This window comes from Sphingobium sp. B11D3A (genome assembly GCF_025961695.1).
In the GTDB taxonomy this organism is placed as follows: Bacteria; Pseudomonadota; Alphaproteobacteria; order Sphingomonadales; family Sphingomonadaceae; genus Sphingobium.
In genome coordinates this window covers 2,409,848-2,429,502 of the sequence record NZ_JAOQOE010000001.1, presented here as the reverse complement: position 1 = coordinate 2,429,502, position 19,655 = coordinate 2,409,848, and the positions used below count along the sequence as shown (strand labels likewise).

The 19,655-nt window shown below is 66.3% G+C and carries 19 protein-coding genes; 5 read left to right on the top strand and 14 right to left on the bottom strand.

From position 1 onward, the window contains the following. From M2332_RS11570 to M2332_RS11525, 10 genes are all read right to left on the bottom strand, one after another. On the bottom strand, positions 1 to 1,857 hold the full coding sequence (locus tag M2332_RS11570) for an ABCB family ABC transporter ATP-binding protein/permease (RefSeq protein ID WP_264574147.1): 1,857 nt from the start codon (positions 1,855 to 1,857) through the stop codon (positions 1 to 3). A 77-nt stretch (positions 1,858 to 1,934) separates the two neighbouring features. Continuing rightward, a complete protein-coding gene (locus M2332_RS11565; protein ID WP_413715958.1) occupies positions 1,935 to 2,870 on the bottom strand; it encodes a glutaminase in 936 nt (311 codons plus the stop codon). Between the two features lie 8 nt (positions 2,871 to 2,878). Then, complete coding sequence (locus M2332_RS11560) at positions 2,879 to 4,201, bottom strand: dicarboxylate/amino acid:cation symporter (protein WP_264574145.1); 1,323 nt, start codon at positions 4,199 to 4,201, stop codon at positions 2,879 to 2,881. Between the two features lie 73 nt (positions 4,202 to 4,274). Next, a complete protein-coding gene (locus M2332_RS11555) occupies positions 4,275 to 4,691 on the bottom strand; it encodes a secondary thiamine-phosphate synthase enzyme YjbQ (protein WP_264574959.1) in 417 nt (138 codons plus the stop codon). A gap of 27 nt (positions 4,692 to 4,718) precedes the next feature. Then, positions 4,719 to 5,306, bottom strand: coding sequence for a hypothetical protein (locus M2332_RS11550; RefSeq protein WP_264574144.1), 588 nt, complete (start codon positions 5,304 to 5,306; stop codon positions 4,719 to 4,721). Continuing rightward, entirely contained in the window at positions 5,303 to 6,373 is a 1,071-nt protein-coding gene (gene aroC / locus M2332_RS11545) for a chorismate synthase (protein WP_264574143.1), read from the bottom strand. Before aroC ends, M2332_RS11550 begins: the two co-directional genes overlap by 4 nt. 52 nt (positions 6,374 to 6,425) lie before the next feature. Beyond that, complete coding sequence (gene fabI, locus M2332_RS11540) at positions 6,426 to 7,235, bottom strand: enoyl-ACP reductase FabI (protein ID WP_181560875.1); 810 nt, start codon at positions 7,233 to 7,235, stop codon at positions 6,426 to 6,428. Beyond that, complete coding sequence (locus M2332_RS11535) at positions 7,232 to 8,188, bottom strand: YihY/virulence factor BrkB family protein (protein WP_264572320.1); 957 nt, start codon at positions 8,186 to 8,188, stop codon at positions 7,232 to 7,234. Before M2332_RS11535 ends, fabI begins: the two co-directional genes overlap by 4 nt. A 94-nt stretch (positions 8,189 to 8,282) precedes the next feature. Beyond that, positions 8,283 to 9,209: a DnaJ C-terminal domain-containing protein gene (locus M2332_RS11530; protein ID WP_181560876.1), complete on the bottom strand. Its 927-nt coding sequence runs from the start codon at positions 9,207 to 9,209 to the stop codon at positions 8,283 to 8,285. 237 nt (positions 9,210 to 9,446) lie between these two features. Beyond that, a complete protein-coding gene (locus tag M2332_RS11525; protein WP_264574142.1) occupies positions 9,447 to 10,142 on the bottom strand; it encodes a DUF4136 domain-containing protein in 696 nt (231 codons plus the stop codon). A 163-nt stretch (positions 10,143 to 10,305) separates the two neighbouring features. On the opposite strand from M2332_RS11525, the gene pdxH reads away from it, so the two are divergent. The 3 genes from pdxH to M2332_RS11510 are packed head-to-tail and all read left to right on the top strand — an operon-like array spanning position 10,306 to position 12,759. Next, positions 10,306 to 10,926 (top strand): pyridoxamine 5'-phosphate oxidase, encoded by a 621-nt coding sequence (gene pdxH, locus M2332_RS11520; protein WP_264574141.1) that lies wholly within the window; start codon positions 10,306 to 10,308, stop codon positions 10,924 to 10,926. A gap of 10 nt (positions 10,927 to 10,936) precedes the next feature. Continuing rightward, positions 10,937 to 11,944 (top strand): cation diffusion facilitator family transporter, encoded by a 1,008-nt coding sequence (locus tag M2332_RS11515; RefSeq protein WP_264574140.1) that lies wholly within the window; start codon positions 10,937 to 10,939, stop codon positions 11,942 to 11,944. Next, positions 11,941 to 12,759 (top strand): PhzF family phenazine biosynthesis protein, encoded by an 819-nt coding sequence (locus M2332_RS11510; protein WP_264574139.1) that lies wholly within the window; start codon positions 11,941 to 11,943, stop codon positions 12,757 to 12,759. Before M2332_RS11515 ends, M2332_RS11510 begins: the two co-directional genes overlap by 4 nt. A 12-nt stretch (positions 12,760 to 12,771) precedes the next feature. On the opposite strand, the gene M2332_RS11505 is transcribed toward M2332_RS11510, so the two are convergent. After that, positions 12,772 to 13,884: a serine hydrolase domain-containing protein gene (locus M2332_RS11505; RefSeq protein WP_264574138.1), complete on the bottom strand. Its 1,113-nt coding sequence runs from the start codon at positions 13,882 to 13,884 to the stop codon at positions 12,772 to 12,774. Positions 13,885 to 13,964: 80 nt separating this feature from the next. Between M2332_RS11505 and M2332_RS11500 the strand changes: the two genes are divergently transcribed. Then, positions 13,965 to 14,282: a hypothetical protein gene (locus tag M2332_RS11500; protein ID WP_264574137.1), complete on the top strand. Its 318-nt coding sequence runs from the start codon at positions 13,965 to 13,967 to the stop codon at positions 14,280 to 14,282. Between the two features lie 163 nt (positions 14,283 to 14,445). Here M2332_RS11500 and M2332_RS11495 read toward each other — a convergent pair whose 3' ends face one another. After that, on the bottom strand, positions 14,446 to 15,375 hold the full coding sequence (locus M2332_RS11495) for a DUF808 domain-containing protein (protein WP_264574136.1): 930 nt from the start codon (positions 15,373 to 15,375) through the stop codon (positions 14,446 to 14,448). A gap of 74 nt (positions 15,376 to 15,449) precedes the next feature. Continuing rightward, positions 15,450 to 16,190, bottom strand: a complete 741-nt coding sequence (gene ung / locus M2332_RS11490) for a uracil-DNA glycosylase (protein WP_264574135.1) — start codon at positions 16,188 to 16,190, stop codon at positions 15,450 to 15,452. A gap of 472 nt (positions 16,191 to 16,662) precedes the next feature. Between ung and gdhA the strand changes: the two genes are divergently transcribed. Continuing rightward, positions 16,663 to 18,012, top strand: coding sequence for an NADP-specific glutamate dehydrogenase (gdhA, locus tag M2332_RS11485; protein WP_264574134.1), 1,350 nt, complete (start codon positions 16,663 to 16,665; stop codon positions 18,010 to 18,012). Between the two features lie 46 nt (positions 18,013 to 18,058). Here the strand turns inward: gdhA and M2332_RS11480 are convergent, their stop codons facing one another. Then, entirely contained in the window at positions 18,059 to 19,576 is a 1,518-nt protein-coding gene (locus M2332_RS11480) for a PQQ-dependent sugar dehydrogenase (protein ID WP_264574133.1), read from the bottom strand. Between the last annotated feature and the right edge of the window lie 79 nt (positions 19,577 to 19,655).

Sequence of the window (19,655 nt, the reverse complement as noted above, 5' to 3'; positions counted from 1 at the left end):
CTACTCCGCCGCATCCTCCAGCGATGCGCTGGGTTCGGATGCCGCCAATCCCGCCTCCGGGTTCATCCGCTCGGCCTGCTGGCGCATCCACATCTGCGCATAATGGCCGCCAAGCGCGAGCAATTGCGCGTGCGTGCCCTGCTCGACCACGCGGCCGTCATCCATCACGATGATGCTGTCGGCATGGACGATGGTCGAGAGCCGGTGCGCGACGATGATCGTCGTGCGCCGCGCCGCCACGTCATCGAGCACGGTCTGGATCGCCGCTTCCGTGCGGCTGTCGAGCGCACTGGTCGCTTCGTCGAGGACCAGGATCGGCGGATCTTTCACCAGCGTGCGCGCGATGGCCACGCGCTGCTTCTCGCCCCCGGAGAGCTTGAGGCCGCGCTCGCCCACCCGCGTGTCATAGCCCTTGGGCAGCGAGTCGATGAAGCGGTCGATCGCCGCCCCGCGCGCGCCGGCCTCGATGTCCGCCTGCGTCGCGCCGTCGCGGCCATAAGCGATGTTGTAGCCGATGGTATCGTTGAACAGCACCATGTCCTGCGGCACGATGCCGATGGCGGCGCGCAGCGAGGTCTGTTGCACGCGCGCGATATCCTGCCCGTCGATGAGGATGTGGCCGCCCTGAATATCGTAGAAGCGGAAGAGCAGCCGCGCGATGGTCGACTTGCCGGCGCCCGAATGCCCGACCACCGCCAGCGTCGTGCCCGCCGGCACGTGGAAGCTCACGCCCTTGAGGATCGTCCGGTCGGGATCATAGCCGAACACCACGTCCTCAAAGCGGATATCGCCCGCCGTCACCGCCAGCGGCGGCGCATCGGGCACGTCCTTGATCTCGGTCTCGGTATCGATCAGCCGGAACATCGCCTCCATGTCGATGAGGCCCTGCCGGATGGTGCGATAGACCATGCCAAGCAGATCGAGCGGGCGGAAGAGCTGCATCAGCAGCGCATTCACCAGTACGACATCGCCCGGCGTGAACCGGCCCTGCGCCCAGCCCCACACCGTAAACGCCATCGCCCCGCCCATCATCACATTGGTGATGAGCGCCTGGCCGATGTTGAGCATCGCAAGGCTGTTATTGCTCTTGGTCGCGGCGTTCATGTAGCTGCGCTGCGCAGCCCCGTAGCGCGCGGCCTCGCGGTCCTCCGCCGTGAAATATTTGACCGTCTCGAAGTTCAGCAGGCTGTCCACGGCATGGGCCGTCGCCCCGGTATCGAGATCGACCATCTCCCGCCGCAGCGCGTTCCGCCATTCGGTGATCTTCTGCGTGAAGGCCGTGTAGAGCGCGATCATCACCAGCGTGCCCGCCACCAGCCCGAAGCCGAACTTGACCTGGAAGATGATGCACACCGCGATCAGCTCGATCGCCGTCGGGGCGATATTGAAGAGCAGGAAGTGCAGCATCGTCTCGATGGACGTGGTGCCCCGCTCGATGACCTTGGTGACGCCGCCGGTCTTGCGGTTGAGGTGGAAGCGCAACGAGAGATTGTGCAGGTGGCGCAGCGTCTGTTCGGCCATCAGTCGCTGGGCATTGCGCCCGACCCGCTCGAAGGCGACATTGCGTAGATTATCCGAGACGACGCCGCCAAAGCGCGCGCCGGCATAAGCCAGCACCAGCCCCAATGCGACGGCCACCCCCGCCTGCATCCCCGGCCCCATCCGGTCGATGATACCCTTATAGGCGAAGGGCATGACCAGGATGATCGCCTTGCCCAGCAACACCAGCACCAGCGCGACGATGATCCGCGCCTTGAGATTGGGCTCACCCGCCGGCCAGAGATAGGGCAGAAAACGCCGCAACGTCGCCCATGCAGGCGGCGTGGGCAGATCCTTATCCTGATTGTCCGGTGGCATGGATGCCAGTTAGGCGCGCGGCAACCGCTTGCCAAGGGCGGTGATCACCCGAATGCGCAAGAGCGGCCCTGCCCCACTCACGCCCGCGCGCTGAAGACGCTCCAGCCGGTCGCTTCGGCCAGCCGTTCGAGCGCGCGCGTGCCGAGGTGGGAGTTGCCGCTTTCGTTGAGGCCGGGCGACCAGACGGCGATGCTCGCCTTGCCGGGCACGACGGCGAGAATGCCACCGCCGACGCCGGATTTGCCCGGCATCCCCACCCGAAAGGCGAAGTCGCCGCTGGCATCATAATGGCCGCAGGTCAGCATCAGCGCGTTGATGCGGCGGGCGCGGCGGGGTGAGACCACGCGCCCGCCCGCCGGCTGGCGTCCATCCAGCATGAGGAAGCGGCCGGCCTGCGCCAGTTGCACGCAATCCATGGCGATGGCGCATTGGTGGAAATAGCAGCCCGTCACCAGTTCGACGGGATTGTGGATGTTGCCGAAGGCCCGCATGTAATTGGCCAGCGCGATGTTCCGGTAGCCCGTCTCCGCCTCGCCGCGCGCCACGCTTTCATCGATGGCGATGCTGTCATCGTCCGCCAGATAGCGCACGAAGCGCAGCAGCGCGCCGATGGACTCGCGCGGTTGATGGCCGGAGAGATTGACGTCCGCCACCACCAGCGCACCGGCGTTGATGAACGGATTGCGCGGAATGCCCTGTTCGGCCTCGAGCTGGACGATGGAGTTGAAGGCATTGCCCGAAGGCTCGCGGCCGACGCGCTTCCAGAGCTGGTCCCCCACCTTGCCGAGCGCCATGGTGAGCGCGAACACCTTGGAGATGGACTGGATCGAAAAGCTGGTCCGCGCATCCCCGCCGACGGCGATGGTCCCGTCCGCGCCGACAATGGCCATGCCAAACTGGTCGGGGGACACGTTGGCAAGGCCGGGGATATAGGTCGCGACGGCGCCGCGATCCCGTTCGGCCGCCATGGCCGCGACGATCTCGTCGACGATTGTCTGCAGGTCGCCAGCCATCGGAGCGATCAATGGATGACGATATCGGCAGGCTCCCGCGGCAGCTCATCGCGGGAGGTGCTGGCGATCACCTGCGCCGCGACCAGATCGCCCACCACATTCACCGTGGTACGGCACATATCGAGGAAGCGGTCCACACCCAGCACGAGCCCGATGCCTGCCGGGGGCACGCCCACGCTGGCGAGGATGAGCGCGATCACCGGCAGCGTGCCGGCCGGAACGCCCGCCGTGCCGATCCCGCCCATGATGCAGATGAGCATCACGACGAGCTGCTGGCCGAGCGACAGATCAACGCCGAAAAATTGCGCGAGGAACAGCACCGTCACGCCCTCGAACATGGCTGAGCCATTCTGGTTGGCAGTGGCGCCGATGGTGAGCACGAAGCGGGAGATAGGGCGCGGGAGCTTCAGGCCCTCCTCGGCGACCCGCAACGATGTGGGCAGGGTCGCATTGGAAGAGGCCGTGGCGAAAGCCATCACGCTGGCTTCTTGCGTCTCGCGGAAGAAGGCGATGGGATTCTTGCCGGCGATGAACTTGAGGATGAGCGGAAACACGCCGAACATCTGCAGGCCGAGCGCCAGCAGCACGACAAAGACAAAGGCGGAAAGACGCCCGATCAGTTCCCAGCCAAACAGCGCCGCCAGATTGAACATGAAGCAGAAGATGGCGATGGGCGCGAGCTTGATGACAAGGCCGATGAGCCGCATCGAGACCTCGAAAATGCCTTCGAACCCGGCCTTGATCGTCGCGGTCTTCGCTGGATCGACCAGCAGGAAGCCGACGCCGAAGAAGAGCGCGAAGAACATCACCGCCAGAATGTCGTTCGCGCTCATCGCCGCGACGAAGTTGGTCGGCACGATCGCCAGCACCGCCTCGACGCCGGTTTTGGACTCGCCGGCCTGCGCCACGATGGAGGCCGCCCCTTCCGAGGATTGCGCGATCATGCTCCGGGCCAGCGCCGGATCGATGCCGCCGCCCGGCTGGAGCAGATTGACGAGTGCCAGAGAGATGGCGACCGAAATGCTGGAAACGACGACCGTGTAGAGCAAGGTGCGCAGGCCCACGGTCTTGAGATGCCGCGCCTCCCCCATATCCGCGACGCCCACGATCAGCGCCGAGACCAGCAGCGGAATGATGAGCATGAAGAGCAGGCGCAGGAAGATCTGGCCAATGGGCTGCGTGACATAAGTGGTGACGAGCGCCACCCAGGCCGCGTCTGCCGCGACGCTGTGGACGATCAGCCCCAACACCAGCCCCGCCAGGAACCCGCCGAGCATCCAGTATTGCAGGCGCGTTTCCTTGCGGTCTTCGCCCGCGCTGGCTTCGGTCATGCTCGATCCCCTTTTGGTGTTGCGAAGCAGGCTAACAGTGCGGGGAGCGCATCGCAAATACGCAAAAAGCCACTCAGCATCCCAGAAGATGCAACGCCACCTCGCGCTGATGCGGGGCACGGCGATGCTCGACCAGATAGATGCCCTGCCAGGTGCCGAGCGCCAGCCGCCCGCCGATCAGCGGCACGCTGAGCGAAACGCCGGTCAGTACGGCCTTGAGATGCGCCGGCATATCGTCCGGCCCTTCATCGTCATGCAGGTAGCGCTGGTCCTCGGGCGCCATCCGCGCCAGCCAGGCGAGCAGATCCTTCTGCACCGCCGGCGCGGCATTTTCCTGAATGGTGAGCGAGGCGGAGGTGTGGCGGCAGAAGACGGTAAGCAGGCCTTCGTCCATGCCCTGCGCCAAAGCCCAGCGCGAAACCTCGCGGTTGATCTCCACCATGGCCTGCCCCGGCGTCGCGATACGCAGGACCGTGCTGGCCTGCCGCAGATCAGCCATGACCGGCGGGCGCAAAGATCATGAGCAGCCCTCGACCCACTGGACCTGCTCCCACTGGCCGATGCGCCAGCTCTGCACGGTCTTGCCGTCCGTCTCCGCGATCAGCCCCGTCGGCGCATTGGCTCGATGGAACACCAGATAATGGCCGGTCGGGCCGGTATAGGGATGCGGCTGCACCTCGGCCGAACCGAGCCGCTTGATCGCCTCGGCTTCGCTCTGGCCCACGCGCAGGCCAAATGGTCCCTCATGCTGCGCATCGGAGACATCGACCCGCACGACATGGTCGCCATCCAGCATCACCGCCGCGTCCGGCCAGCCCTTGAAATGCGCATAGGTGCAGGTCGAGCCCGGCATGGGATCATCCCGCCCGGCGACCGCGAGCCCTTGCGCGGCCAGCTCGGCGAGGGTGGCGCCGATGCGGATCGGCCCGACCTGGTCGAGCGTCTCTGCCTCCGCCGGCTCCTCAGCCGCATTCGCCGCGGCGGCGCTGTCATTGGCCGGCACAGCCATGTTGCGACCCGCCTGCGCGCCATTGTCCGGATCGGCAGGCTGGGACTGACAGGCGGCAAGGCTTGCCAGAGCGAGGATTGCGAGGGCCGTCCTCATCCGCATTGCGCCCGGTGGAGCAGCGCCTGATCGGCCAGCACCAGCGCCATCATCGCCTCGACCACCGGCACACCGCGAATGCCGACGCAGGGATCATGGCGACCCTTGGTGCGGATGTCCGCTGCCGCACCCTCGCGCGTCACGGTTTCCTGCGGAATGAGGATCGAGCTGGTCGGCTTGAACGCCACGCGCACCCGGATCGGCTGACCGGTAGCGATGCCGCCGGCGATGCCGCCTGCATGATTGGCGAGGAACACGGGGCGCCCGTCGTTGCCCGGGCGCATCGGGTCGGCATTCTCCTCGCCGCGCAGCCGCGCCGCCGCAAAGCCGTCGCCAATCTCCACGCCCTTCACCGCGTTGATGCTCATCATCGCCGCCGCCAGTTCGCTGTCCAGCTTGGCATAAAGCGGTGCGCCCCAGCCGGCGGGCACGCCCATGGCGACGCATTCGACCACCGCGCCGAGCGAGGAGCCATCCTTGCGGGCCGCATCGACAAGCGCTTCCCAGCGCGCGGCCGCAGCCGGGTCCGGGCAGAAGAAGGGATTGTTGCCGATCTCACTGGCATCGAATGCGGCAGGATCGATGGCGTCTCCGCCGATCTCGCTGACATAGCCAAGGATCTGGACCTGCGGCACGACCAGCCGTGCCACGGCACCCGCCGCGACCCGGCTCGCCGTCTCGCGCGCCGATGAGCGCCCGCCGCCGCGATAATCGCGCAGGCCATATTTGGCATCATAGGCATAATCGGCATGGCCGGGCCGATAGGCCTGCGCGACCTCGGAATAGTCCTTGGAGCGCTGGTCAACATTCTCGATCATCAGGCTGATCGGCGTGCCGGTCGTCTTCCCCTCGAACACACCGGAGAGGATGCGCACCTGATCCGGCTCCTGCCGCTGGGTGGTGAAGCGCGATGTGCCCGGGCGGCGCTTGTCCAGCCAGGGCTGCACATCGGCCTCGCTCAGCGTCAGTCCCGGGGGGCAGCCATCCACCACGGCGCCGATCGCCGGGCCATGGCTCTCGCCCCAGGTGGTGAAGCGGAAGACCCGCCCGAAACTATTGAAGCTCATGCCATTCTTTCCAGCTCAGCCGCCAGGGCAGCGCAGACGGCTGCGCTGCCGCTCATCCCTTGTCGAGCGCGATATCCGGCGCGTCCTCGGCCTTCATGCCAATGACGTTATAGCCTGCATCGACATGATGGATCTCGCCGGTCACGCCGGAGGCAAGATCAGACAGCAGATACAGCCCGGCCCCGCCGACATCCTCGATGGTGACGTTGCGGCGCAGCGGCGAGTTCAGCTCGTTCCACTTGAGGATATAGCGGAAGTCGCCGATGCCCGATGCCGCGAGCGTCTTGATCGGCCCGGCCGAAATCGCGTTCACGCGGATGTTCTGCGGCCCCAGGTCCATGGCGAGATATTTGACGCTGGTTTCCAGCGCGGCCTTGGCGACGCCCATCACATTATAATGCGGGATCACCTTCTCGGCGCCATAATAGGTCAGCGTGACGATCGACCCGCCTTCGCTCATCATCGGCACCGCGCGCTTCGTCACGGCGACGAGGCTGTAGGCCGAGACGTTCATCGTCAGCAGGAAGTTTTCCAGGCTGGTGTCGACATAGCCGCCGCGCAACTCGTTCTTGTCCGAGAAGCCGATGGCGTGGACCACGAAGTCGATGGTCGGCCAGCGCGCGGCCAATCCCTCGAAGCAGGCATCGACCGACGCCATGTCCGACACGTCGCAGGGCAACAGAAAATCGGAGCCGACTTCCGCCGCCAGCGGGCGCACGCGCCGCTCCAGCGCCTCGCCCAGATAGGAGAAGGCCATTTGTGCGCCCTGCGCGTGAAGTGCCTTGGCAATACCCCAGGCCAGCGACTTGTCGTTGGCCAACCCCATGATGAGGCCGCGTTTGCCGGCCATAAGGCCTGTCATGATGTTGGATCCTCCGTCTCTTCCGCCGGTTCTTCCCCGTCCGGGAAATCAGCCAGCGCGGCGTTGAGTTCGGCGCCAATTACCACGCCAAGCCCAATGATGAAGAAAAAAATGAGCGTGATCATCGCGCCCGCCAGACCGCCATAGGTCAGGCTGTAGCTGGTAATGTTGGAGAAGAAGAGCGGCAGCAGCAACGAGGTGACATACCACCAGCCCGCCGTGAACGCCGCGCCCGGCCATTTCGGGAAGCGCTTGGCGCGATAACGGCTCGGCGTCAGCGCCGCGAAGATGAAGTAAAGGGCAAGATAAAGGATGATCGCCGGCACGAAGCGGGTGGCGGTCAGAATGGCGAAAGCCTGGTCGCTGCCGGGCAGCAATTGCTCGACGATCGTCTCCGCCGCGACAAGCAGGACCTGCAGAGACAAAGCGAGCAGCGCGCCAAAGACGCTGAGCACGATGATCCCCATCGCGCGCAGCCGGTAATGCCAGAAGGGCGATGTCGAGCGCGTGCCATAGGCCCGGCGGAGAATGTCGCGGATCGTCTCGATCAAGCTGCCCACGGTCCACAGGCCGATGATGGCACCCAGCCAGAGCAAGGGCCCGGTGCGCGCCTCCAGCACATCGACGATCGCCGGCCGCAGCACCTGCGCAACGCTCGGCGGCACCGTCAGCAAAAAGCCATTCACCGTTTCGAGACCGGCGCGGGTGCGCCCGAGGATCTGCGCGATCGCCGCAGCAAGGATGAAGAAGGGAAAAACCGCGACCAGCGTCAGATAAGCGAGATTGCCGGCATGGATGAAGCCGTCATTATAGACGCCGACCGCAACGCGCTTGACCACGGCCAGGGCCCGGCTCGCCCAGCGACTCCGCTCGATTTCCGCGCGCAGGCGCTCCCCCCGATCGCGCAACCGGCGACGGCGCGCTTCAGGCGATTGCGGAGAGGGATTGGTCAGCACGCCCGATCTCTAGAACAAAGCGGCAGGCGAGGGAATCGCGCACATGCACCCCTCGCCCCCGGCCATAGCGCAGGGCTTGCCCGCGCCGGGATCACACGCCCAGATGCGTCCGCAACGGCCGCGTGTCGCTCCAGCTCTCCACGAAAGACTTCAGCGCGGCATCATGGCCCGGCACGTCGATCATCAACGTGACGAGCTGGTCACCGCGACCACCGCTTTTGCGATGGAAACCCTTGCCCTTGAGCCGCAGCGTCTGCCCGGAATGCGCGCCGGCCGGAACAGCGAGCATCACCGGCCCATCGACCGTGGGCACCTTGACGCGCGCGCCGGCAACGGCCTCGTTGAGGCTGATCGGCAGGTCCAACCGCACATTGTCGCCATCGCGTTTGTAAAAGGCGTGATCGCCGATCTCGATGGTGACGATGGCATCGCCCGCGCCCGCCGGGCCGGGCTGGCCCTTGCCGCTCAGCTTCATCTGGGTGCCGTTCTCGACACCGGCAGGGAGCTTGAGATCGATGGTCTTGCCGTCAGCGAGCGTGATGCGCTGCGGCGCCAGCGTCGCGGCATCGGTGAACGGCACGGACAGGCGATAGGCCATGTTGGCGCCCCGCTGCGGCGGTGGCGCACCGCGCCCGCCAAAGCCGAAGCCGCCGCCCGGTCGCCCGCGTCCACCGCTGAACAGCCCCTCGAAAATATCCGAGAAGTCCGCGCCGCCGGCCCCGAACTCAAAGCCTTCCGGCCCGCCGCCCTGCGAGCGGCCCCCGCCCTGTCCGCCAAAGCCGAAGGGATGCGTGGGGTTGCCGTCGGCATCGATCTCGCCCCGGTCGAAGCGGGCACGCTTGTCCTTGTCGGACAGCAGATCATAGGCGCGCGTCACCTCGGAGAATTTCTCCGCGGCCTTGGGATTGTCCTTGTTCCGGTCCGGATGCAGCTCCTTGGCGAGCTTGCGATAGGCGGACTTGATCGCCGCCTCGTCCGCACTGCGGGGGACGCCCAGCAGCGAATAGGGATCAGCCATGTCGTTCTACCCACCCGTTCACGAAGATATCATGCCTCATGGCATTCATCTGGCGATTGCGGCGCGGCGCCGCAAGTGGGGATTGGCGTGCGGCTAGGGCCGATCGACATTCAGATGATGACGTGGCGAAAATGGTGATTTTTCGTGACCCGGAGCGCAGCGTACTCAAGGTACGTGAGCACCGGAAGCACGGAAAATCGCCATTTGCAGGCCGTCAGAGCTGAATGTCGATTGGCCCTATCGCGCGGCGACGCGTGCCGGGCCGTTCGGAAAGCGCTCGAACATCGCCTCGGCGAGGCGCGTGGCGATCGCCTGGTCGCTCCAGCGCGAATCGCCCTCGCGCGTCGCGATCTCGGCCCGGCCTTCCCACAGGGGGGCGCCGGTGGCCTTGTCGAGGATGCGCGCTTCCATCCGGGTGGAGACCAGCGCCTTGCGCGGCTTGGAGAGATCGACCGCGAGCGCCATGCCCATCGTCGATCCATAGGTGCCGGTTCCGACCATCATTTCGCCGCTCACCGGCTTGCGCTTGGTCTCCTCGGGCACCAGCACCTCGCGACGAATGCGCAGTTCGGTCACCTGCCCGCTCTCGCCTTCGCCATGCGCCAACGTATTATAGCCGGCCTTCACCAGCTGATCAATCACCGCCGCTTCAAAGGGGGCGGTGCCCGCGACGTCATCGACCGCGCCGGTCAGCGTGGAAACCTGAACCGGTCCGCTGCCGAGCCGCGCGGCCTCGCCCTCGGCGGTGAACTGTGCGGCATCGACCTGCCCTTCGCGCGAGTCACGGCCGCTGCTCACCAGAGGTGCACGCGGCGAATCGATGCGCGAGCCGCCCCAGCGGTCCGGACCGCGACCCCATTGGGCGACGCCCGGCGACGCGACAGCAAGCAAGGAAGTGGCGGCGATCAGCCGGACGAGGGGAGAGACGATCATCAATGTCCTCTTGCGCAGGGATTGTCCCGCGCCAGTCCACCCCACTGGCCCGGCATCGGCACGGGAACTTTATGGCACGGCGCCTTGCGCGCGCATGAATGAAAGGCGGTCGACCATCGACAGGAGAGTTTCCACGCGCGGCCGCACAGGCTAGGTGAAGCGCATGACGACACAGACCGCGACCTCATCCGAGCCGACCACGCTGACGGACAACCCCTTCGCCCTCTTCGCCCAATGGATGGCCGACGCCCGCGCCAGCGAGCCCAATGATCCCGAGGCCATGGCGCTCTCGACCGTCGATGCGCAGGGCCGCCCCTCCACCCGCATGGTCCTGCTCAAGGGCTATGGGCCGGAAGGCTTCACCTTCTATACCAATTTCGAGAGCCGCAAGGCCGGGGAACTGCTTGCTCATCCCGAGGCGGCCTTGCTGTTCCACTGGAAGTCGCTGCGGCGGCAGATCCGGATCGAGGGACCGGTCGGCCCGGTGGATGCCGCGACGGCCGACGCCTATTTCGCCTCGCGCCCGCGTGTGTCGCAAATCGGCGCCTGGGCATCCGATCAGTCCCGGCCGCTGGATGCCCGCGAAACCTTCGAGGATCGCATCAGGGAGGTCGAGGCGCGCTTCGCCGGCGTCAACGTGCCCCGCCCGCCGCACTGGTCGGGCTTCCGCCTTGCCCCGCGCGCAATCGAGTTCTGGCTGGACCGGGCCTTCCGCCTCCACGAGCGTCGCCGCTACGAGGAGGACGGCGCGGGTCGCTGGGCCGCGCAGATGCTCTATCCATGAGGCATGGCCGGTGAGTGCGGCGACGCCTGCGGCGCGCGAGGATCATCTCGCCACGACCGGCGCGATCAATCGCAAGGCCGCGCTCGCCAGCGTCGCCGTGGCGCTCATTCTCGCGGCGGCCAAGAGCTGGGCCGTGCTGCGCACCGAGTCCATCGCCATGCTTGGCTCATTGGCGGACACCGGGCTGGATCTGGTCGCCAGCCTCGTCACGCTCTTCGCCGTCCGCCTCGCCGCGCGCCCGGCGGATTACGACCACCGGTTCGGCCACGGGAAGGCGGAGGCTCTGGCCGCATTGTTTCAGGTCTCGCTGATCAGCGTTGCCGCCGTGCTCATCATCCTGCGCTCGGTCGAGCGGTTCGGCAGTGCCGGCACGCCCACGGCGATCGAATATGGCATCGGCGTCTCCATCCTCGCCATCGTGTTGACCATCCTGCTCGTCAGCTATCAGGCACGCGCGATCCGGGCGACGGGATCGGTCGCGATCAGCGCGGACAGCCTGCATTATCGCAGCGACCTGCTGCTCAACGGCTCGGTCATCCTCGCGCTGGTGCTGGAAACGGCGCTGCACCTGCGCGGCGCCGATGCACTCTTCGGCCTCGGCATCGGCCTGTGGCTCGCCCTCAGTGCGGGACGGACGGCGATGCACGCCATTGGCGAGTTGATGGACAAGGAATGGCCGCTGGAAAAGCGCCAGCGCTTTCTCGACATTGCCGAGCGGCACCCGGCCCTGCACGGCATCCATGATTTGCGCACCCGCAGCAGCGGATCGCATGACATCGCCCAGTTCCACATCTGGCTCGATCCGCACATGACCCTGAAACAGGCGCATGAGGTGATGGAGGACATCACCCGCGCCCTGACCGCCGACTTCCCCGGTCTGGAGCTGATTATCCACCCCGACCCCGCCGACCAGCCGGAAGGCGGTGACCTGCTCACCCAGCAGGATGCCCGCACGGTGCTCGTCAACGAAGCCGCCGCGAGCGGCAAGGCGCCCGGACCGGAGACGCCGGCCCCATGACGGCAGCGCCGATGATCCTCCCTTTCGTCCAGGTCGATGCCTTTGCGCATGCGCCGTTCACCGGCAACCCCGCCGCCGTGATGCCGCTGGATCACTGGCTGGCGGACGATGTGCTGCAGGCGATCGCGCAGGAGAATAACCTCGCGGAGACGGCCTTCACCGTGCCGCTCCCACCCGGCGCCGGCGCGGACTATGACTTGCGCTGGTTCACGCCGACCGTCGAAGTGGCGCTGTGCGGCCACGCCACGCTGGCGAGCGGCCATGCCCTGATGGGCGCTGCGCGACAGAGCCTGCGCTTCCGCACACAGCAGGCCGGGGATCTGGTGGTCGAACGCGTGGCGGGCGATGAGGGCGACGCCTACCGGCTCGATCTGCCGGGCATGACCACCGCGCCAGCCGATCTGGCAGAAATCGCCGCCCTGCTCGGTGGCCCCGCGCCGCAGGAGACGCACGCCCGCGACGGCGGCTATCGCCTGCTCGTCTATGCGGACGACGCGCAAGTGCGCGCGCTGCGCCCCGATTTCGCGGCGCTCGGCAAGCTCGGCAATTTGCTCATCATCGCCACCGCGCCGGGCGCCGAGACCGATATCGTCAGCCGCGCCTTCGTGCCGGGCGCAGGGATCGACGAAGACCCGGTGACCGGCTCGGCCCATTGCCTGCTCACGCCCTATTGGAGCGACCGGCTCGGCCGCGACCGCTTCACCGCCTATCAGGCCAGCGCGCGCGGCGGCTATGTCGACTGCGAACGCACCGGCGACCGCGTCATTCTCACCGGTCGATGCCGCACCGTGATCGAGGGGCAGTTTTTGCTCTGAGTGCAATCCGCGTCAGGAGAAGCGCCGAACCAGCCGCGCCATGGCTTCGCGCAGGGCGTCCATGTCTTCCTCGCGGGTGATGCCCAGGCGCACGATGACCAGTCGCTGCTCGGGCGAAACCAGGACGAACTGGCCGCGCTCGCCAACCGCCGCCATCACGCCCGCACTGGCCTGGCCCGGAAAGAGCGGTGAGGGGTCGCCACCCCGGTTGAGCCAGAGATGCCCACCAAATGCGGCATGCGCAGGCGATGGCGCCGTCATGAAATCGAACCAGGGGTCGGCGATGAGCTGGCGCCCCGCGACATGGCCGCGCTGGCGGATGAGTTCGCCGATCGTCGCATAGTCGCGCGCCGTCATATGCATCATCAACGCGCCCTCGAGCGTCCCGCGCGCATCAAATTCCGGCACGAAGTCCTTGAGCCCGAGCGGTTTCGCGAAGCGGGCATCGAGAAACCGCGCCATGGCAGCGCGGCGGGCGAGCGGGTCCTGATTCGCAGTCAGCCGGTCCGTCATGATGCCGGTGAGGATCATGGTGCTGCCCGCGCTCGGCGCGAAGGTCGCGCCCGGCGCCTGCACCAGCGGCTTGGCCGCCGCGAACGCCGCCTGATCCGTGCTCCCCTCGCCGGCGAGCATGGCGAGCGTGTCGCTCGGCTCGCCTGGTTGCCAATCTTCGCGATATTGCAGGCCACTGCTCATCTGCAGGAGGTGCCGCAAGCTGATCGCGGCGCGCGGATCGCCGGTCTGTCGCCAGGCGGCCACGGGGGCCGGATCGTCCAGCGCCAGCAGACCATCGGAGACCATCATGCCGGCGATGAGGCCGGTGACCGTGCGGGCAATTGACCAGCTTAAAAAGCGGCTCTGCGGCGTGAACCCATCGGCATAGCGCTCGGCGACAATCTCGCCCCCGCGCATCACGATGAGCGCGCGCGTCTCGCCCACGTCTGCGCCATCGCCGGGATCGAACAGCGGGTCCACCGCCTCGCGCAGCGCCATGGCGGAGAGGCCGGGGCTGTCCTTCAGCACGGCATAGCGGCTGGCCGGCACGTCCTGCGACGCACCCGCCCCGGCGAGCATCAGGCTGGCGGCGGTGACGCACAGCCAGCGGGAAAGGCTTTTGATCTTCATGGCGCGCGGCCTTATCACGCAGCGCGATGAAAGGGGATAATCAGATGTGGGGGCAGCGCGATCCTCTCAAGCGCAAGGCCATGATGAAGCGCGCGAGCGGCTGGCTCGCCCTGCTGCCGGTGGTTCTGGTCGCCTTCTGGGTCGCGGTGAGCTGGCCCGGCTGGCAGCGGGAGGCCGACCAGGCCGCCGGCCTCGCCGCGCGCCTGGGCTGCTCGTGCCGCTATGTCGAGAATCGCCCGCTCGAAAGCTGCCAGAGCGATCTGGCCGGCGTGCCGTGGATGGCGCTCGTGCGCTATGAGGATGCGCCCGAGGCCCGGCGCCTGACCGCCAAAATACCCATGCTGGCCACGCGATCCGCGCGACTCAAGCCCGGCTTCGGCTGCATGCCCGAGCGCTGAGGGCGGGGTGGACCGACACGTCTCCCCTCCTCTTCAGAGGAGGGGCCGGGGGTGGTGGCGATGCGCCAGCATCGCAAAGTCAGTAAATAGCAAAGTCAGTAAATAAACGCGAGGGTGCAACACCACCCCAACCCCTCCTCGAAAGAGGAGGGGCTAAATCGCCTCAATGCGCCCCACGCATTTTTTGCACGAGGTGAACAATCGCCGCCACCACCAAGCCGACGAGGAAGCCGAACAGCGCCGCCAGCATCGCGCTGATCGTCCAGACAATGACCGGCGCGTGGCTCACCGCTTCAGCAATGGCATGCTGGCCATGGGGCAGCACAGCCAGCGGCGTGCCTTCCAGCCCGTGCAGAATGATCCCGCCGCCGACCCACAACATCGCCACCATGCCGATCGATTCGAGCATGCTCAGCACGCCCGGCATCATCCGCACCAGCCCGCGACCCACCCGCTGGACCAAAGGGCCGCCGGTCTTGGCGAAGTGCAGGCCGATATCGTCGAGCTTCACGATCAACCCGACCACGCCATAGACGCCCACGGTGACGAGCAGGCCGACGACGGCGAGGACCAGCGCCTGCGTCAGCAGCGGGCGGCTTGCCACGTCCGCCAGAGCAATCGCCATGATCTCGGCGGAGAGAATGAGGTCGGTGCGGATCGCGCCAGAAACTTTCGCCTTTTCCAGCGCCTTGGCGTCGCCATCGGCGGGGAGTGCGTCCTCCTCTTGCGCATGGCCGCCCCGCAGCATCTCGATGATCTTCTCGGCCCCCTCGAAGGCGAGGAAAGTGCCGCCGACCATCAGCAGCGGCGTGATCGCTTGCGGCAGAAACGCACTGAGCAGGAGCGCGAGCGGCAAAAGGATGAGGAGCTTGTTGCGAATGGACCCAAGCGCGATGCGCCAGATCATCGGCAGCTCGCGCTGCGGCGAAAAGCCGGTGACGTAGGTCGGCGTCACGGCGGCATCGTCGACCACCACGCCGGCTGTCTTCATACTGGCCCGGCCGGCAGCGGCCGTCACATCGTCGACGGATGCCGCGGCAAGGCGGGCGATGGCGGCGACGTCGTCAAGCAGGGCGGCGAGGCCGGAGGCCATAAGGAATGCTCCTCGTCAGGATATTGCAGCCACCCTGCCCGATTTCCCGGCGAGCGGAAAGATCGGGCAGCGGGTCAGGCGGCAGGCTCGGGCGGCAACGACCAGTCGATCGCCCCCCGCCCCTGCGCGGTGAGAAACGCATTGGCCCGCGAGAAGTGCCGGCAGCCGAAAAATCCATTATGGGCCGAGAGCGGCGAGGGGTGCGGCGCCTTCAGCACCAGATGCCGCCCCCCGGCGCTCACATCCTGCACGAACGCCGCTTTCTTCTGAGCGTAGGCCCCCCAGAGCAGGAAGGCGACCGGCTTGTCCTGCGCGGCGACGGCAGCGATCACCGCGTCCGTGAACCGCTCCCAACCCTGATTGGCATGGGCGCCGGCCTTCCCGTTCTCGACGGTGAGCACGCTGTTGAGCAGCAGCACGCCCTGCTCCGCCCAATGGACGAGGTGACCATGGCCGGGCGGGGTAAAGTCCACATCGGTCCGCAATTCCTTGAAGATGTTGACGAGGCTCGGCGGCGGCCGCACGCCCGGCTTCACCGAGAAGCACAGGCCATGCGCCTGCCCCGGCCCATGATAGGGATCCTGCCCGAGGATCACCACGCGGACATCCGGCAGGGGCGTGAGGGCGAGCGCGTTGAACCAGTCGCTGCCGCGCGGGAAGATCTGCGCACCGGCCGCCTTGCGGGCCTGAAGAAAGGCCTTGAGCTGCGCCATGGAGGGCGCGGCGAACGCATCGGCCAGCGCCACCCGCCAGCTCTCATCGAGCGAGGCAGGGATGGAGGGCGGGGTTATGGCGGTGTCGGCATCGGCAGTCATTCGCCCGGCTTAGAGCATTTGCGGCGCCGGGCAAATCGGGCCGCAAGGGCACGAACGACAGACAGTCCCTGCCGGTTGACACGCAAGGCGATGAAACGCATGGGATTTTTCATGCGGACATGCATCAGGCATTTTTCCATCCGCCATCATGCGGGGCAGCTTCTCGCGGGCATCTAGCCCCGGGACCCGGCGCCGTGCGCGCCGGGCTCGGGGCCCTTTCGCCGAACCGCTGTGCGACGTTCCAGACGCGCGCGCCCCACACCCGAAAGTCCGCATGATGCCACGCCACGCCATCCCAGTCCGCCACCCTTCCGGGGCCTGACCAGAGCACGCACACCGGCCTTCACCGCGCGCTGAGTCCTGCTCGGCCCGGCAATGTTCGGTCGCTTCGTCTCTGCCTGCCCCACGCGCGCCCTGTCGGCGCCGTCCAGCCCAGCCATCAAATTTACGTCCAGAGAAGAAAGACCAAACATTGCTGAGAATTGACGATAAGCTTCGCCCGGTCCTGCATGACGTCATCCGCCGCAATGGCGGCGAGCCGGAATTTCATCAGGCGGTGACCGAGGTGCTGGAAAGCCTCGGCCGCGTCGTCGCAAAGCGGCCCCATTATCTAGACAATGCCCTGATCGAGCGGCTGTGCGAGCCCGAGCGGCAGATCATCTTCCGCGTGCCGTGGCTGGACGATAATGGCCAGGTCCAGATCAACCGCGGCTTCCGCGTCCAGTTCAACTCGGCGCTCGGGCCCTACAAGGGCGGCATCCGCTTCCATCCCTCGGTCAATGTCGGCATCATCAAGTTTCTCGGCTTCGAGCAGACCTTCAAAAATGCCCTGACCGGCATGCCGATCGGCGGCGGCAAGGGCGGATCGGACTTCAACCCCCGCGGGCGCTCGCAGGGCGAGATCATGCGCTTCTGCCAGTCGTTCATGACCGAGTTGTTCCGGCATCTGGGCGAATATACCGACGTGCCGGCCGGCGATATCGGCGTAGGCGGGCGCGAGGTCGGCTATATGTTCGGCCAGTATAAGCGCCTCACCAACCGCTATGAGGCTGGCGTGCTGACCGGCAAGGCGCTGTTCCACGGCGGCTCGCGCGCCCGCACGGAGGCCACCGGCTACGGCGCGACCTATTTCGTCCAGCGGATGCTGGCGACCCGCAAGCAGAGCTTCGATGGCAAGCGCGTGACCGTGTCCGGCTCGGGCAATGTCGCTATCTACACCATGGAGAAGGTCATTGAGTTCGGCGGCATCATCGCGGCCTGCTCGGACTCGAACGGCTATGTGATGGACGAGGACGGCATCGACCTCGAACTGGTCAAGGAAGTGAAGCTCGTCCGCCGCGACCGGATCAGCGACTATGTGCGCCTCAAGGGCGGCAAGAGCCACTATGTCGAGGGCGGCTCGGTCTGGGACGTGCCCTGCGACATCGCCATGCCGTCCGCCACCCAGAACGAGCTGACCGGCAATGACGCCAAGACGCTGCTCAAAAATGGCGTCATCGCGGTGGGCGAAGGCGCCAACATGCCCTCCACCCCGGATGCGGTGCGGCTGTTCCAGGAAGCCGGCATCCTCTTTGCGCCCGGCAAGGCCGCGAACGCTGGCGGCGTCGCCACCTCCGCGCTGGAAATGCAGCAAAACGCCTCGCGCGATAGCTGGTCTTTCGAGAAGACGGAAAGCCGCCTCGCCTCGATCATGCACGACATTCACGATCGCTGTGCGGAAACCGCCGAGGAATATGGCGCCCCCGCCGACTATGTGCTGGGCGCCAACATCGCCGGCTTCGTCCGCGTGGCCGAGGCGATGGACGCGCTTGGGGTAATCTGACGCGGTAACGGAGGCTGCCGACGAGACGGTGGCCTCCGTGTCCGAATCAACTGGCTGGGACGATCTGGAAAATCTCGCCGTCGAAATCGACGATGAAGACGTTTCCGAGGGAATCCTTGCCGAACGCTACGGGCTGATCGATCGTGCCCACGTCCGGCACAAAATCGGCATTGCGGTTCTCGAAACCCGTCCCGTCCAGCAATGGCCCGTTCCGCAGCCGGTCGAACGGGACCGACCAGAGATTGCCGCTGACGAAATCGGCGAAAAGATAATGACCATTGAGCGCAGGAATCGACTGGCGATAGACCACGCCGCCGATCACTGACCGGCCCTGAAACAGCCCCGTCCCGTGGCCATAGTGCAATTTGGGCCCGGTCAGGGTGACATTCGCCGGGACCGCGCCCTTATAGGGGAGCGTGCCTTCCAGATAGGGCCAGCCGAGATTGTACGGCCCTTCTGCAATCGGCAGCACATTGATCTCCTCGCGCTGATCCTGACCGACGTCGCCGATGATCATGGTCGATCCTTCGAACCCGCCACGGAAAGGATTGCGCAGGCCCGAGGCAAAGACGGTAGGCGGCAGCCAATCTCGGATCGAAGCCCCGGCGTAGGGATCGGGATCGCGGGCCAAACGCATGATCTTGCCCAATCGCGAGCTTTGATTTTGCGCGTTATTATTGGGATCGCCTGCCCCGCCCCCGTCGCCGAGCCCGATATAAAGCACCCCGGCAAGGCTATCTCCGCCGGGGCCGAAATCGACCCACCCGCCATTATGATTGCTGAAGCCGGGGTGGGCTGCGGAGAAGATCGGGCGGAGAGGGCTGAACGAATCACCATTCCAGAAGGATCCATCCGAAAGAAGGGGGTGCTGTGTCAGATTGATAGTCCCAGCCGAATCAGTCCACAGCAAGTAGAGCGCGTAGGGATTCTGCGGAAAACCGCCTCCACTCTTGCCCACCGTAATTCCGATGAGGCCGCGTTCGCCATCGGTCGATAGGTTGTTGAGAGTCAGCACGAGCGTGCGCGCACCACTCGTCGTGTCCAGCCGATAGACGCGCCCCCCGCGCTCGGCGACGTAGACAAGGGCGGAACTGACCGGGCTGCGATACAGTGCAATGGGCTGACTGAAGCCCTGCGCGACGCGGCGGACGGCAATGCCCTCCCGATCATTGGCGACCGTGATGCGGACATCCTGCTGGGCGCTCGTGCGCCCGTCACTGGCGCTGAGCGCCACCTCATACACATTGTCGCCATTGGCATCGCCCGGCGCGTCAAAATTGGGAGCGGTGCGAAAGGCCAGATCGCCGGTGACGTTGATCGAGAACAGCGCTGCATCGGCACCGCCGGCGATGCTGATCGTGACGGGATCATTATCCGGATCGCTGGCGCGGGCGGCATAAGCAGCCGTGACGTTCTCGATGACCGAGACCGCGGCGGGCGACGTGAAAGCGGGCGCGCGATTGGATGTCGGTGTGGGGGTTGGCGTCGGCGTGGGAGTGGCGGAGTCATCGCCACCGCATCCGGCCAGCGCGAGGATCATGCACGACAGGATAACCGACCGCATCACTCGCTCCCGCCTGTTCCTTCAGATACGAGGAGATCGGCAATATCGCGCTAAGTCAAGGACAAGGCGGTGAAATGTG